This is a genomic window from Pseudomonas lundensis (assembly GCF_001042985.1).
GTDB lineage: Bacteria > Pseudomonadota > Gammaproteobacteria > Pseudomonadales > Pseudomonadaceae > Aquipseudomonas > Aquipseudomonas lundensis.
In genome coordinates, this window is the sequence record NZ_JYKY01000035.1 from 24,209 (window position 1) to 39,011 (window position 14,803).

At 58.1% G+C, this 14,803-nt stretch carries 11 protein-coding genes, 1 other RNA gene and 1 pseudogene; 9 read left to right on the forward strand and 4 right to left on the reverse strand.

Translation table 11 applies throughout. The annotated features are described in order from the left end of the window. Positions 1-157 precede the first annotated feature (157 nt). From TU74_RS20705 to TU74_RS20730, 6 genes are all read left to right on the forward strand, one after another. Positions 158-817, forward strand: a complete 660-nt coding sequence (locus tag TU74_RS20705; protein WP_047275271.1) for a GntR family transcriptional regulator — start codon at positions 158-160, stop codon at positions 815-817. 2 nt (positions 818-819) lie between these two features. After that, positions 820-4,308 carry a chromosome segregation protein SMC gene (gene smc / locus TU74_RS20710; RefSeq protein ID WP_048377534.1) on the forward strand — a complete coding sequence of 1,163 codons (3,489 nt, stop codon included), beginning with the start codon at positions 820-822 and terminating at the stop codon, positions 4,306-4,308. A 257-nt stretch (positions 4,309-4,565) separates the two neighbouring features. Next, the gene (zipA, locus tag TU74_RS20715) at positions 4,566-5,456 is read left to right on the forward strand and encodes a cell division protein ZipA (RefSeq protein WP_047275267.1); all 891 of its coding nucleotides are present in this window, start codon (positions 4,566-4,568) and stop codon (positions 5,454-5,456) included. Positions 5,457-5,553: 97 nt separating this feature from the next. Continuing rightward, positions 5,554-7,911 (forward strand): NAD-dependent DNA ligase LigA, encoded by a 2,358-nt coding sequence (gene ligA, locus TU74_RS20720; RefSeq protein WP_048377535.1) that lies wholly within the window; start codon positions 5,554-5,556, stop codon positions 7,909-7,911. 259 nt (positions 7,912-8,170) lie between these two features. Then, an RNA gene (ffs, locus tag TU74_RS23765) (signal recognition particle sRNA small type) lies at positions 8,171-8,267 on the forward strand. A gap of 79 nt (positions 8,268-8,346) precedes the next feature. Further along, entirely contained in the window at positions 8,347-9,801 is a 1,455-nt protein-coding gene (locus TU74_RS20730; protein WP_048377537.1) for a tyrosine-type recombinase/integrase, read from the forward strand. Between the two features lie 65 nt (positions 9,802-9,866). Here the strand turns inward: TU74_RS20730 and TU74_RS20735 are convergent, their stop codons facing one another. Further along, entirely contained in the window at positions 9,867-10,370 is a 504-nt protein-coding gene (locus tag TU74_RS20735) for a BRO-N domain-containing protein (protein WP_082149912.1), read from the reverse strand. Positions 10,371-10,461: 91 nt separating this feature from the next. Next, positions 10,462-10,797 carry a hypothetical protein gene (locus TU74_RS24535; protein WP_169775909.1) on the reverse strand — a complete coding sequence of 112 codons (336 nt, stop codon included), beginning with the start codon at positions 10,795-10,797 and terminating at the stop codon, positions 10,462-10,464. A gap of 255 nt (positions 10,798-11,052) precedes the next feature. On the opposite strand from TU74_RS24535, the gene TU74_RS20745 reads away from it, so the two are divergent. Continuing rightward, entirely contained in the window at positions 11,053-11,454 is a 402-nt protein-coding gene (locus TU74_RS20745; RefSeq protein WP_048377539.1) for a MarR family winged helix-turn-helix transcriptional regulator, read from the forward strand. Between the two features lie 71 nt (positions 11,455-11,525). On the opposite strand, the gene TU74_RS23770 is transcribed toward TU74_RS20745, so the two are convergent. Further along, a complete protein-coding gene (locus TU74_RS23770) occupies positions 11,526-11,714 on the reverse strand; it encodes a hypothetical protein (RefSeq protein WP_082149913.1) in 189 nt (62 codons plus the stop codon). Between the two features lie 142 nt (positions 11,715-11,856). Then, positions 11,857-12,678: an antA/AntB antirepressor family protein gene (locus tag TU74_RS20750; protein WP_193790974.1), complete on the reverse strand. Its 822-nt coding sequence runs from the start codon at positions 12,676-12,678 to the stop codon at positions 11,857-11,859. Between the two features lie 1,068 nt (positions 12,679-13,746). Between TU74_RS20750 and TU74_RS20755 the strand changes: the two genes are divergently transcribed. Beyond that, positions 13,747-14,427, forward strand: a complete 681-nt coding sequence (locus tag TU74_RS20755; RefSeq protein WP_241485593.1) for a type I restriction-modification system subunit M — start codon at positions 13,747-13,749, stop codon at positions 14,425-14,427. Between the two features lie 48 nt (positions 14,428-14,475). Further along, positions 14,476-14,803: pseudogene (locus TU74_RS20760) on the forward strand (transposase); the annotation flags it as partial.

The following is a 14,803-nucleotide window of genomic DNA, read 5'->3' on the forward strand; positions in this document are numbered from 1 at the left end:
AAATGAACAAAGGCCTGCAAAATGGTGTTCTGCGACGGCGATTAGCCATTTATTTGCGGGTTTCGTGCCAAATTCACTGTTGTGGGCACTCCGCTAGAGCCCGGCAAGTGCGTTACACTTCGCCGCCTGCACTGATCAAAGATTTTGAAGGTAAAACATGACGTTCAAGGCGCCGGATAGCCTCGCCGAGCAAATCGCTCATCACCTCGCCGAACGGATCATTCGGGGCGAGTTACAGCCAGGGGAACGCATTCAGGAACAGAAGGTGACGCTGGCGCTCAATGTCAGTCGCGGCTCTGTGCGCGAAGCGTTGCTGATCCTCGAACGTCGGCACCTGATCGCCATCCTGCCGCGACGCGGCGCGCACGTCACCGAGCTCAGTGCGCACAAGGTGCAAAGCCTGTGCACGCTGATGAGCGAGCTGTACATCCTGCTGGGCAATGCCGTGGCGCAACGTTGGGCGGTTCAGGCCGACCTCGGGCCATTCCTGCAAATCCAGCAGCGCCTGACCGCCAGCCTTGAGCGCCAGGACATCAGCGCATTTGTCGAAGACAGCTTCAATGTCATGCGCGCGGCCTATCCGTTTGCCAACAACCCGTACCTGCAAGAAACCGTCGAGAACCTGCATCCCGCCATGAGCCGTGCCTATTACCTGGCACTGGAGCAACGCAAGGCGGCAATGAGCGAATTCCTGGCCCTGTTTGCGCAGTTGCTCGACGCAGTACTGGCGCGTGATCTGCCCAAGATCCGCCTGGTGCTCGGCAGCTACGCCCAGCGCAGTTGCGATTTGGTGCTGACTGCCTTGACGGTTGCCTGAGCGTGCGGCTCAAGTGCATCAAGCTGGCCGGTTTCAAGTCGTTCGTCGACCCGACAACGGTTAACTTTCCGAGTAACATGGCGGCGGTGGTCGGCCCCAATGGCTGCGGCAAATCGAACATCATCGACGCCGTGCGCTGGGTGATGGGCGAAAGCTCGGCCAAGAACTTGCGCGGCGAGTCGATGACCGATGTCATCTTCAATGGCTCCACCAGCCGCAAGCCCGTGAGTCAGGCGAGCATCGAGCTGGTGTTTGATAACTCCGACGGTACGTTGCTGGGCGAGTACGCGGCTTACGCCGAGATTTCGATCCGGCGCAAAGTGACCCGCGACAGCCAGACCACGTATTACCTCAATGGCACCAAGTGCCGACGCCGTGACATCACCGACATCTTCCTCGGCACCGGCCTGGGACCGCGCAGCTACTCGATCATCGAGCAGGGCATGATCTCGAAACTGATCGAGTCCAAGCCTGAAGACCTGCGTAACTTTATCGAAGAAGCAGCGGGTATCTCCAAGTACAAGGAGCGCCGCCGCGAGACCGAAAACCGCATCCGCCGCACCCACGAAAACCTCGCCCGCCTCACTGACCTGCGTGAAGAGTTGGGGCGTCAGCTGGAGCGCTTGCACCGTCAGGCCCAGGCGGCGGAGAAGTATCAGGAATACAAAGCCGAGGAGCGTCAGCTCAAGGCGCAACTGTCGGCGCTGCGCTGGCAGGCCCTGAACGAACAGGTTGGCCAGCGCGAAGCGGTCATCGGTAATCAGGAAGTCAGCTTTGAAGCCCTGGTGGCCGAGCAGCGTAATGCCGATGCGAGCATCGAGCGTCTGCGCGACGGGCACCATGATCTGTCAGAGCGCTTCAATCTGGTGCAGGGCCGTTTCTACTCCGTGGGGGGTGACATTGCCCGCGTCGAGCAGAGCATTCAGCACGGTCAGCAACGCTTGCGCCAGTTGCAGGACGATTTGCGTGAAGCTGAGCGTTCGCGCCTTGAAACCGAATCGCACTTGGGGCACGACCGCACGCTGCTGGCCACGCTGGGTGAAGAACTGGCGATGCTCGAACCCGAGCAGGCGCTCACCAGTGCCGCCGCCGAAGAGGCGGGTGCGGCGCTCGAAGAATCCGAAGTCACCATGCAGGCCTGGCAAGAGCAGTGGGATGCCTTCAACCTGCGCAGCGCCGAGCCGCAGCGTCAATCTGAAGTCTTGCAGGCGCGGATTCAGCAACTGGAAACCAGCATGGAGCGCGTGGCCGAGCGCCAGCGTCGACTGGCTGAAGAGCGCGCCTTGCTCGCGGCCGATCCTGAAGATGCGGCCATTCTGGCGTTGAGCGAATTACTGGCCACCAGCGAGCTGACCCACGAAGAGCTCCAGGGCAACGAAGAGCAGCTCGTCGAGCGTCTGGAGCAGGTGCGTCACGACTTGCAGCAGGCGACCCACCGTCAGCAACAGGCTCAGGGCGAATTGCAGCGGCTTAATGGCCGTTTGGCATCACTGGAAGCTTTGCAACAGGCTGCCCTCGATCCGGGCGCCGGCACGGGTGAATGGCTGCGTGCGCATCAACTCAACCAGCAACCGCGTCTGGCTGAGGGCTTGCGCGTTGAGCCGGGCTGGGAACTGGCGGTTGAAACCGTGCTGGGCGCCGACCTGCAAGCGGTGCTGGTTGACGATTTTGCCCTGCTCGATCTGGCCGGCTTTACTCAGGGCGATTTGCGCCTGTTCAGTGCCGGCACGCCCGGCCACGCTGAAGCAGGCAGTTTGCTCGACAAGGTTGAATCGGATTTCGACCTTGCACCCTGGCTGGGGCGGGTCAAGCCGGTCGACACCCTTGAACAGGCGCTGGCCCTACGCCCGCAGCTGGCTGAAGGGCAGAGCCTGATCAGTCGCGATGGTTTTTGGGTGGGGCGCACGTTTTTGCGCGTGCGCCGTGCCAGTGAAGCGGAAAGCGGGGTGCTGGCCCGCGGCCAGGAAATACAGCGTCTGGAGCATGAACGCGATGAGCGCGAAGCCACGTTGGCAACCCTTGAGGAGCAGTTACAGCGCTTGCGCGAGCAGCAACTGACCCAGGAAGAAGCCCGTGAGCAGGTGCGTCGGCGTTTGCAGGATGAAGCGCGTCAACAGGGTGAGATCAAAGCCAGGCTTTCGGCCAGTAAAGCCAAGGTCGAGCAATTGACCCTGCGCCGTCGTCGTCTGGATGAAGAGTTGGCTGAATTGGCTGAGCAGCGCGCCCTGGAGCACGAGCAGGTGGGTGAAGCGCGCCTGCAATTGCAGGAAGCGCTGGACGCCATGGCCACCGATACCGAGCAGCGCGAGTTGTTACTGGCCCGGCGCGACAGCTTGCGTGAGCGTCTGGACCGGGTGCGTCAGGACGCTCGTCAGCACAAGGATCACGCTCATCAGTTGGCCGTTCGGCTGGGGTCGCTCAAGGCGCAGCACGATTCCACGCGTCAGGCCCTTGAACGTCTGGAGTTGCAGTCGGAGCGGCTGGCCGAAAAACGCGAGCAACTTTCGCTGAACCTGGAAGAAGGCGAGGCGCCTCTGGAAGAGCTGCGTCTGAAGCTCGAAGAGTTGCTCGACAAACGCCTGAGCGTGGATGAAGAGCTCAAGGTCGCGCAAACCGCCCTTGAAGACGCCGACCGCGAATTGCGCGAGGCTGAAAAACGCCGAAATCAGGCCGAGCAACAATCGCAACTGATTCGCGGCCAGCTCGAACAGCAGCGCATGGAATGGCAAGCGCTGACCGTGCGGCGCACCGCGTTGCAAGACCAATTGCTGGCCGATGGCTATGACCTGCACGGCGTGCTGGCTACCTTGAGCAGCGAGTTGAACGAGCAGCAGGCCGAAGAAGAGCTGGAGCGCATTGGCGCACGAATTCAGCGCCTGGGGGCGATCAACCTGGCGGCCATCGATGAGTACCAGCAGCAGTCCGAACGCAAACGCTATCTGGATGCTCAAGATGCGGATCTGGTTGAAGCGCTTGAGACGCTGGAAAACGTCATTCGCAAGATCGACAAAGAAACCCGCAGCCGTTTCAAAGACACCTTTGATCAGATAAATGGTGGATTACAGGCACTTTTCCCAAAAGTTTTCGGTGGCGGCAGCGCTTACTTGGAACTGACGGGCGAAGATTTACTCGATACAGGGGTAACGATCATGGCGCGGCCGCCAGGCAAGAAGAACAGCACCATCCATTTGTTGTCCGGTGGTGAGAAGGCATTGACTGCGCTGGCGCTGGTTTTTGCCATCTTCAAGTTGAATCCGGCACCGTTTTGCATGCTCGATGAAGTGGATGCGCCGCTTGATGATGCGAACGTAGGGCGTTATGCCCGTCTGGTTAAAGAGATGTCACAGACGGTGCAGTTCATCTACATCACCCACAACAAAATCGCCATGGAAATGGCCGATCAGTTGATGGGGGTGACGATGCACGAGCCCGGTTGTTCGCGTCTGGTGGCGGTTGATGTCGAGGAGGCCATGGCAATGGTGGATGCTTGAGCTATAAGCAAAGAGGGACAAAAAAATCTTTGCATAAGATATTTCCCAAAGAGTTGACCGATTTGGTTTGCATGCTTGTAGGGCTTCGGCATAGCTCAATGCGACAGACGGTGTAAAGTTATCTTTGGTCGTGCTAATTTAGCGTCTAATTTTTTTATACGTGGGTAAAACGCCATTCAGAACATAGAGTTGGCGCCACGTTTTAAAGGGCTTTAGGCTCTTCTTCATAGAATCATTTTTTAGGGGCACGGGATTACATGGAAATCGGTCTGCGCGAGTGGCTGATCGTCATCGGCATAGTGGTCATCGCCGGTATTCTTTTTGATGGCTGGCGCCGCATGCGCGGTGGCAAAGGCAAGCTCAAGTTTCGTCTTGATCGAAGCTTTTCAAACCTGCCCGACGAGGAGGAGACCAGCGCCGAGTTGCTCGGGCCTCCGCGAGTGCTGGACACCCCGCATCACAAAGAGCCGCAGCTTGATGAGCACGACCTGCCATCGGTGAGCATGCCGCCTCGTGAGAAAGGCGCCAAGCGCGGCAAGCGTGGCAGCGAGCCAAGCCAGGGCGACTTGAACCTCAATCTGGACCTGGAAGACGACGGCCCGAGCCTCAGCGCCGCCCGTGATGACTTCCCGGCAGAATCCAAACCGGCCCGCGGTCGTGCCACGGCCAGCCCGTCGGTGTCGGCAGTGGCTGAAGAGAAAGAAGCGCCGCAAGCGGCAGAAGAAGTGCTGGTCATTAGTGTCATCAGCCGCGACCCGGCGGGCTTCAAGGGGCCAGCCCTGTTGCAGAACATTCTGGAAAGCGGCCTGCGCTTTGGCGAGATGGATATTTTCCACCGCCACGAAAGCATGGCCGGCAATGGCGAAGTGCTGTTTTCGATGGCCAACGCTGTGAAGCCGGGTGTATTCGATCTGGACGATATCGACCTGTTCAGTACGCCTGCCGTGAGTTTCTTCCTGGGGCTGCCGGGGCCGCGTCATCCCAAGCAGGCGTTTGATGTGATGGTGGCCGCGGCGCGCAAGCTGTCGCAGGAATTGAACGGCGAGCTCAAAGATGACCAGCGGAGCGTGTTGACCGCGCAAACCATCGAGCATTACCGCCAGCGCATCGTTGAATTTGAACGTCGCGCATTGACTCAAAAACGCTAAGCCCTGTGGGAGTCAGCCTGTTTGCTCCCACTCCAGCGCGAACGAATTAACTCAAGAGCAGCCTCGGCTGCTCTTTTGCATTGTGAGAGAACACCCCATGACCGCCGCCCATGACCGAATCCTAGCGCTGCGCGCTGAACTGGATCAGCACAACTATCGCTACCACGTGCTCGACGAGCCGAGCATCCCGGACGCCGAATACGATCGTCTGTTCCATGAGCTCAAAGCGCTGGAAGCCGAGCATCCCGAGTGGGTCACGCCGGACTCCCCGACCCAGCGGGTGGGCAGCGCTGCGTTGTCGGCCTTCACGCAGGTCCGCCATGAAGTGCCGATGCTGAGTTTGGGCAACGCCTTCGATGAGGCGGACATGCGCGAGTTCGACCGCCGGGTCAATGAAGGGCTGGATTTGCCCTCCGGCGACCTGTTTGGTGGCGGTGCCGAGGTCGAATACAGCTGCGAGCCCAAGCTGGATGGCCTCGCGGTTAGTCTGTTGTACCGGGACGGGCATTTGGTACGCGGTGCTACGCGAGGTGATGGCACCACGGGTGAAGACATCAGCGTCAACGTGCGGACCGTGCGCAACATCCCGCTCAAGCTGCATGGCAGTGGCTGGCCCGCCGTGTTGGAGGTGCGGGGTGAAGTGTTTATGTCCAAGGCCGGGTTTGAGCGCCTGAACGAAACCCAAATGGCGGCAGGCGGTAAAACCTTCGCGAACCCGCGTAACGCGGCGGCGGGCAGCCTGCGGCAACTCGACTCGAAGATCACCGCCAGCCGTCCGCTGGAATTTTGCTGTTACGGCTTGGGCCAGGTGTCTGAAGAATTTGCTGACACGCACATCGGTAATCTTAAGCAGTTGCAAAAATGGGGCATGCCCATCAGTCATGAGCTGAAGTTGGCCAAGGGCATTGCCGAGTGTCTTGAGTATTACCGTGACATCGGTGAGCGGCGCGCTTCACTGCCGTATGAAATCGATGGGGTGGTGTTCAAGGTCAACAGCCTGGCCTCGCAGCGTGAGCTGGGGTTTCGTGCCCGCGAACCGCGTTGGGCCATCGCCCATAAATTCCCGGCGATGGAAGAGCTGACCGAGCTGCTGGATGTGGAGTTTCAGGTGGGCCGAACCGGCGCGGTGACCCCGGTGGCGCGTTTGAAACCGGTGAAGGTGGCGGGCGTGACGGTCTCCAACGCCACGTTGCACAACATGGACGAAGTGGCGCGACTGGGGTTGATGATCGGCGATACCGTGATCATTCGCCGTGCTGGCGATGTGATCCCGCAGGTGGTGCAAGTGGTGCTGGATCGCCGTCCGGAACATGCCCGCCCGGTGCACATTCCGCACAACTGCCCGGTGTGCGGCTCGCATGTCGAGCGCACGCAACTGATCAAGCGCAGCAAAGGCCGCGAAACGGTCACTGAAGGCGCGGTGTACCGTTGCGTCGGCCGTCTGGCCTGCGGTGCTCAGCTTAAGCAGGCGATCATTCATTTTGTCTCGCGCCGGGCGATGGATATTGAAGGGCTGGGCGAGAAAAGCGTTGAGCAGTTGGTGGACGAAGGTTTGGTGCGTTCGCCGGCAGATCTGTACATGTTGAATTTCGATCAGATTGTCGAGCTGGACGGTTTTGCCGAGTTGTCGACCAACAACCTGCTGGCCGCCATCGCTGACAGCAAGCGGCCGACACTGGCCCGCTTTATCTATGCCCTGGGCATTCCGGATGTGGGCGAGGAAACCGCCAAAGTGCTGGCGCGCTCGCTGGCTTCGCTGGAGCGCGTCCAGCAGGCGTTGCCGCAGGTGCTCACGTACTTGCCGGATGTCGGTCTGGAGGTCGCCCATGAGATTCACAGCTTCTTCAGTGATGAACATAACCGGCAGGTGATCCAGCAGTTGCTGGAGCGCGGCCTTGAGTTGCAGGATCAGGGCGATCTGGGGGCTGAATTTGCTGCGAGCGCGACGTTGGGCGGCTTGATCGACAAACTGCATATCCCGTTTGTGGGTCCGGGCGGCGCGCAAAAGCTCGCCGACAAGTTTGGTTCGTTGCAAGGCGTGATCGATGCGGATTGGCTCGACATGCGCCAGGCCTTGCCGGAGAAGCAGGCCAAGGCGGTGCGAGCATTTTTTGATAACCCCGACAATGCAAACCTTGCGCTGGCGATCGAGGCGCAGTTGCGTGATTTCGGCATGCACTGGCACAGCGAGAAAAAAGTCGTGGCCGGTTTGCCACTGGCCGGGCAGACCTGGGTGCTGACCGGGTCGCTGGAGCTGATGAGCCGCGATGTGGCCAAGAACAAGCTCGAAAGCCTGGGCGCCAAGGTCTCGGGTTCGGTCTCGGGCAAGACCCATTGCGTGGTGGCGGGGCCGGGTGCGGGGTCCAAGCTGGTCAAGGCTAACGAGTTGGGACTGAAGGTGCTGGATGAGGAGGCGTTTGTCGCCTTTCTGGCGCAGCAGGGCATCAGCCTCTAAATCTGTGCAGGCGCTGCCGGGCGGCGTCCGGCAGCGTAGCCGGGTCAAAAAAGCCGTTTTTGTCGCTCGAAGGGAATCGCGTGCTGCTGATTTTCCCCGCAGGACGCCCGACCCTGGCCTGAGATTCGCGGACGCTACCCCGGTAATCCAAGTACTTGAGCCCATTCATTTTTTTATTCTTGAATAGGCGGTTGTAACTTTTCTTCAGACAGGTACAATGGCGCCGTTCGCTGCTAGGCGAATGTTGTTATGGTGACCCTATCGGTCCCCCCGCAACGATTACCCGTGAACCTGGTCAGATCCGGAAGGAAGCAGCCACAGCGGGAACATTGTGTGCCGGGGTGTGGCTGGTGGGGGCACCACCTTAGTTCCAACTTCTTGATTTCTAACGGTTTTTCGCTCTGATCACGCCAGTGATCCAAAGGGTGATCCACCGTGTCTTCCGTACCTTCTTACCTCTGGTTGTCCCGACACTCGATCTTCTATTTCAGAGTCGTAGTGCCGTCAGTCCTCCGTCCATTATTTCCCTGTGGCGAAATACGTCGTTCTTTGCAGACTCGCTGCAAGCGCGAAGCGTTGATCCGTGGCCGTGAGTTGCTCTTGCAGGTCCAGAAGCTCTATACCCAAGCTTTCCAGGGGATTAGGCCTAGCCTCGATTCCTTGCGTGGTGCTTGGGAGGCGGGCGGCAAGCGAGTTGCTAGTTGGGCGGCTTGGCTCCGTCAGCAGCAATTAGTTCATTTGGCGGACAGTGCCGCGTCTACTTCTCCAGTGCCCGTGAAAGGCAGCGGCAAGACCTCGCTGAAGGCCCGCATAGCTTCTTCACGAGTAAGCCCGGCGCTGAACAAGGGGTTCTTGGGGGATCTTCCTAGCAACGCTCCTCGCTTCTCCAAGGTGGTTCACGAATGCCTGGAGCACCAACGGCAGGAAGGGATCGCTGCAAAGACGATTGCTGATAAACGATCAGTAGCAGAGATGATGATCCGTATCGTTGGTGATCTTCCCGTCGACCTGATCACTCGACAGGACGCCCGTAAATATCGAGAGACAGCACTTAAGCTGCCGCCTCGCATCTACCAGTTGCCCGAGGGGCAGTCGTTGGAGCAAATCATCGAGAATGCGTCCACCACGATCAGCCTTACCACGTTTAACAATTACGTTAAAAACCTGACTACGTTTTTCTCTTACGCGATTCGCGAGGGATACTGCGAGCGCAATCCGTTCGATGGCCTTCGTGTCAGGCAGCGAGGCAAGGTCAGCGAGGAGCGCAGCATCTTTACTGAGGACGATCTGCGTCTTCTGTTCTCGAAGCAGGTTTACGCATCAGCGAAGTCGGCTCAGCCACACAAGTACTGGCTGCCACTTCTCGGTCTTTACACGGGGGCAAGGCTCAATGAGCTATGCCAGCTATATCTGGATGACGTGGTCGTTATCAACGGCATCGACTGTCTTCATATCCGTGCGACAAGGCCAGATCAGAAGCTGAAAACCGTCACCTCGGAAAGGATCGTGCCGATACACTCGAAGTTGAAAGCGCTGGGGTTCCTTGAGTTCGTTCGCGCGCAGCGAGAGGCTGGGCATCAGCGCGTCTTTGCGGAGCTGAGCACGCACAAGTCTCACGGCTACGCTGCAGCTCCCTCCAAGTGGTTCGCTCGGGTGCGTGATCAGTTGGGCTTCCGCGAGGGGAGCGAGCGTAAGGACTTCCACAGCTTCCGCCATACGCTAGCAGATCATCTGAAGCAGAAAGGGATAATCGAGTCGCTGGTTGGCGGCATTCTTGGACACCAGAGCGGTGGGATTACTTTCAGTCGGTACGGGAAGGATTTCAGACCAGAGGTGTTGGCTCCGGTTATAGAGTCCGTCGACTTCGATGCTGTCGAGTGGCTGCAGTGACTACATGACTCCGGGTTGGCCGGTATCAGTGGCTGCGTTCCTATGTGCGGCGACGCCATCGGAAGCTAGTCGGTCATTCCGGCGGATGAGCGCTGACCAACCACAGACGACAGTCCGTCGCGCTCGGTGGTGAGCTGCTTGTTCTCGCTGGACAGCCGGTCGATCTTCCGCTGGAGAATCTCGATGGCCTTCAAGACGAAGGCGTCCTCGTCCATCTCGCCGGTCGCTACCTTCTCCTCGCCCATGATGTAGGCGCCGTCCTTGCGGATGGCCGGGAGAACGTCGCGGGTTACCCAGTCTTGGAAGCGCTGGGCCTCGGGTTTGTCCGAGCGCATGACCAGCTTGTACAGACCGGACTCGGAGATAAGGCTGACGGAACGCACCCCTTTCTGAATCTGTTTCAGAATGACTTCATCATCGGCCAGCTTCTTGAGGATGTTGGCGTGGGATGTCTGCGGGTATCCCATCCCGGCCAGCGCATCCTTCGCCACGAACCAGGGGTTGCCTTCGATCTCAACCACACGGATCTCGGTGGTGTCCTCGAACTTGTAGATGCTCACGTTGCTCATGTTCTGTCCTCCAGAAAAGACGAAGCCCGCTCAGAGGCGGGCTATGGGTGTTCGCTGGTAGTGAGGGTTTTTCCGTGATCGTGGAAAAAGGTCAGAGGGCTGGGCTGACCAGGGCTTTCAGGTTCTCGGCGGTCTCCTTGGCAGCCTGGGCTTCTGCGATCAGCAGCAGGTTCTTCTCTTGCAGTCGGTCGATCTGCTCGGTATTGCGGCTGACCTCGATGTTGTTGGTGGCGGTCAGTTGTTCGAGCTGGTCGATGGTCTTCGAGAAGGACTTGAGGATCTTGTGGAGCTGGATCATGCGGGCCTCGTCGGGAGGCAAGACAGAGAGGCGAACTATGCGTGTGCGGTTAGCTGGACTGGCCGATTGGGGCGCGATGCCGCTGTAGCCCTGATACTGAGTGGCGCTGCCAACTATTGGGTTATGCATTTGATTCTGCATTGAAAATGACGCGAAAGTGGAAACGTTGAAGCGCCCCGATACGGTCTGCTATCTGTAGCGAACACGACAAATGAATCGGAGGTTTCGGCCAATGACCGGCAATCAATTTGGCTTCAGCGTCTCTATTGGCAAGGCACGTTTTTGCTTATTCATCGGCGACGTGTATGTCCGAGTTCCAAGGTGCTTTGAGTTGGCCTGGAATAGCTCTGGCTTCTATCTAGGTAAGGACGGAGCGTGACGCACATGGAAACCACATTCAGCAAACACGCTCTGGCTTATGATCGGTATGCCCTTGTCCAGCTTTTCAAAGCGATTGAGGAGTTCCGTGGCGTTGATCCTGAGATGCCTTCACAAAGTGCTGCATTGTTTCTCTATTCGGCGATCTACCCAGGCTGCACGATGACGGATCTGCAGACGAATCTCGGGATGAGCCAAGCGTCCTGCTCAAGGAATGTCTCGGCCTTGTCGGAGTGGCATCGTCTCGAAAAACCAGGGCTCGGACTGATAGTGGCAACGCCAGATCCGATGGAGCGCCGCAGGAAGATCGTGCAGTTGACCGAGAAGGGGCAGCAACTGGCCGTCTCCCTGACCGAGGCGGTGATGAACCCGGTTCGACTGTCGTCGTTCTCCAAGGCGGCACGGTAAAAAATAACCCCCAGCACCAAGCCGATAGATCGGCCTCCTGGCTGGCCAGGCGAAGGGTGATGGGGGTTTTGTTAGTTGCTGCTTGTAGAGGTCAGCCTGAGCACCGGAAGGTTCATCTGCTGGGCTGCTTTCCATCTGCGCTTGTCTGCGGCCAGGATCTCGCTCAGCAGCGGATGTTGGACGGTGCCTTCTGCTGTGGCGGCCATGCCTGAAGCGCTCCAACTCCTGGCCTTCCTCACTTCGTTGGCGATCTTTTTCATGATTGAGACCCTTCTGTTGATCTCTGTTTGGATCGAGCAACCAACTTGAAGTCGGTCTGCCAGACGATGCAGAGCAGGTATGCCAGAGGAACTAAAGGCCAGAGCAGCAGCGCGCCCAGGAACATCAGCTCAGGTAGGCGCATCAGGCTACCTCCGCTTGGGTCTTGATGTAGTCGCTCGGGTCGATGCTGTTTCCGTAAGGCAGGTTCAGCACGGCTTCGATCTGTGACAGAGTCATGCCGCCAATTAGCATGGTCAGGGCGGAGTCATAGGCTCGGCTGTACTGATTGAGGTCTTCGGCACTAAGCGAATCCCTAATGGGGCGGCCAATTGAGACTCTCCATTCGCTGGCAGACAGCCCGGTCATCACTCGGCATACGAGCGACATCAGGCTTGCTCGCATTTCCATCGCTTTTTGACTGACAAGGCTTTTGGACAGCTCTCCAGACTTCGCCTTTTCGCCAGCAATGACGAACGCCTGATGAGCGACCTGATTGTCGATGCTTGTGAGCATGGAGCCCCTGATCGGGGTATAGCGGATGAGCTTGAAGGCCAGCTCTTCCATGTCGAGGAAGTAGTGCCGCACCTCGCTCCCTTCTGGGGTTTGTGTGCTCATGGCCAAATGCGCCGCGCAGTTACGGCTGAGAATGTAGTCGGTGCGGGGCTTTCGCGATGATGGCGTGCTCTTCTTTACCACCTCCGAATAATGCCCGAACTCGTCCATTATTCTTGCTGCGCCGCGAGAGACCCATTTGTCGAAACGGGCTTCGGGTCTGCCTATTTTCTCCCAGAGCCTTCGAGCATCAATACACGGCTCTGTTCTGCTCTCGACGAATGGGAGTATCCGGCGAACCTGGATCATCCTCTCGGCCTGTTCGTCGGCGAAGCCAAGAGTCTGCATGACGTGCTTCGGACAGTCAGCCGGGGTGTAGTTGAAGGTCTTACCAGTGCGTTTGCTTTTCATGGTGCGTTTCCTTTTTGTTCAGCCGTCAGAGTCCCTTCCATCCATGCCACCAGCTCCCCACACCAGGGGAAACATGGACGGCTCGGACGGCTGGACAAAACGGGCTGGGTTTGTGGGGGATCTGCAAGGGATGCAGGGTTGATGCGGGTGACTTGCCCAGGAGTTCCCCGGTGCCTGAGTGCCATCCATGGGCCAAAGCCTGGGCAGCAGTGGTTGCCTAGGTCGCTACTGTGCTGAGGCCAGGGCTGATGTATGGCATAGGCGAATGGGAAAACTCCTGGGCGGAGTCATCTGGAGGTACATGAAGATGAGCAGGAGGTGGACTGGCAGAGAGGCTTGGGCTTCCTGACAACCACTGACGGGGATGGTCACTGACAACATCGTCATCGGTGATCATCGATCCTGTGTCAGCAGTGTTGGGGAGGCATCAAGAGCAACTTGCGGTACAGCTTGAAGAGCACCTGTCAGTGTCTCCGCAAGACAGACTTGATGCTGTCTCATGGCTTCGTTCTTCATTGATTTATGAATAGTAATAACCATGGATACTGAACAGCTTAAAGACACTCATAGAGTGGCTTCGCCATCCACCGCTACACCCCGCGAGTCATCGCAGGTAGCCAGCCTCGACTAAGTGCCATCACCTCTTAGTCAGCTATGTCAGGTTCGTCATCACCCGTGACTGCTGACCGATCTTTCGGGGCAGTGAGAGGGGCTGTACGCCTGAAGCTCAAAGTAGCAGTAGGTACTCGACAGTGGCCTCGATGGGCTGCCGCCTTTCCCGGTTCGATCAGTCTCTCGGCGGTTTGCCAGCGCGGATGATCGAGCGTCGTGGTCGAGGATTGAACGTGCTAGGTTGCGCGTTCTCCTCTCCATAACTGTGTGTTAATTGATCGTCGTCGAACGTGCTGTGATCTTGCAGATTTATCAGAGGAGCAAAACCCTTGCTGCCGCCCACCGGTAGAGCGCTTGATGACAGTTTGCTCAACACAGGTTATAGCCATGCGTTTGATCTGCTCCCGTCTGTAGTAAGCTCGTCGGCATTTTTGTATTACTGCGTGGAGATGTGCCTTGGTCACTGGAGATGTAGAAAAGCGTTTGTGGGCTGTAGCTGACCAACTATGGGCCAACACAGGGCTGAGGCCGGGTGAGTTCTCGGTGCCTGTTCTGGGGCTGATCTTCCTGCGATATGCCGAGAAGATATACGCCGCTGCCGAAGAGAAGCTGGGGCCGATTGGCTCTGGTGGTCGCCGCAAGGTCAGCAAGGATGACTATCTGGCTGAGGGCGTGATCTTTTTGCCAGAGAATGCCCGCTTCTCGTATCTGCAGACGCTCACCGAAGGCGATGTCATCGGATTGGCAATCAACGAAGCCATGAAGGCTGTCGAGGAAGAGAACGTCGACCTCAAAGGTGCGCTGCCTCGCAACTACGTCCAGCTCGGCAACAAGGTGCTTCTTGAACTGATCAAGCTGCTTGGCCCTGTGGATCTGAGCGGTGATGCCTTCGGTAAGGTCTATGAGTATTTCCTGGGCAACTTCGCTATCAAAGAAGGGCAAAAGGGTGGTGTGTTTTATACCCCCGAGTCCATCGTGAAGCTGATCGTGGAGATCATCGAGCCCTATCACGGCCGGATCTTTGACCCTGCGTGTGGGTCAGGCGGCATGTTCGCCCAGTCGGCTGACTTCGTTAAACGCCACCACAAGACGGCGATGGAAGAAATCTCCATCTTCGGCACCGTGAATCGCCCCTAGTTTCGTAGACACCTCCAAGCCTTAAAATGAGGCCCATTAGGAGGTGCCATGAGCAACCAGCGTTATCCCGAAGAATTCAAAATCCAGGCGGTCAAGCAAGTGACCGAAAAGCAGCTTCCTGTCTCGGAGGTGGCTGCACGATTGGGTGTGTCCGTGCACAGCCTCTATGCCTGGGTTAAGCGCTACACCAAGCCCCAGGAACAGCGCGTCGAGGAGGATGATCAGAGCGCTGAGGTTCGTCGTCTACGTGCCGAGCTGAAACGGGTGACGGAGGAGCGAGACATCTTAAAAAAGGCCGCCGCGTACTTTGCCAAGGAGTGCGGCTGAAGTACGCCTTTATTAAGCAGCAAGCGGGTCATTACGCGATTCGACGCCT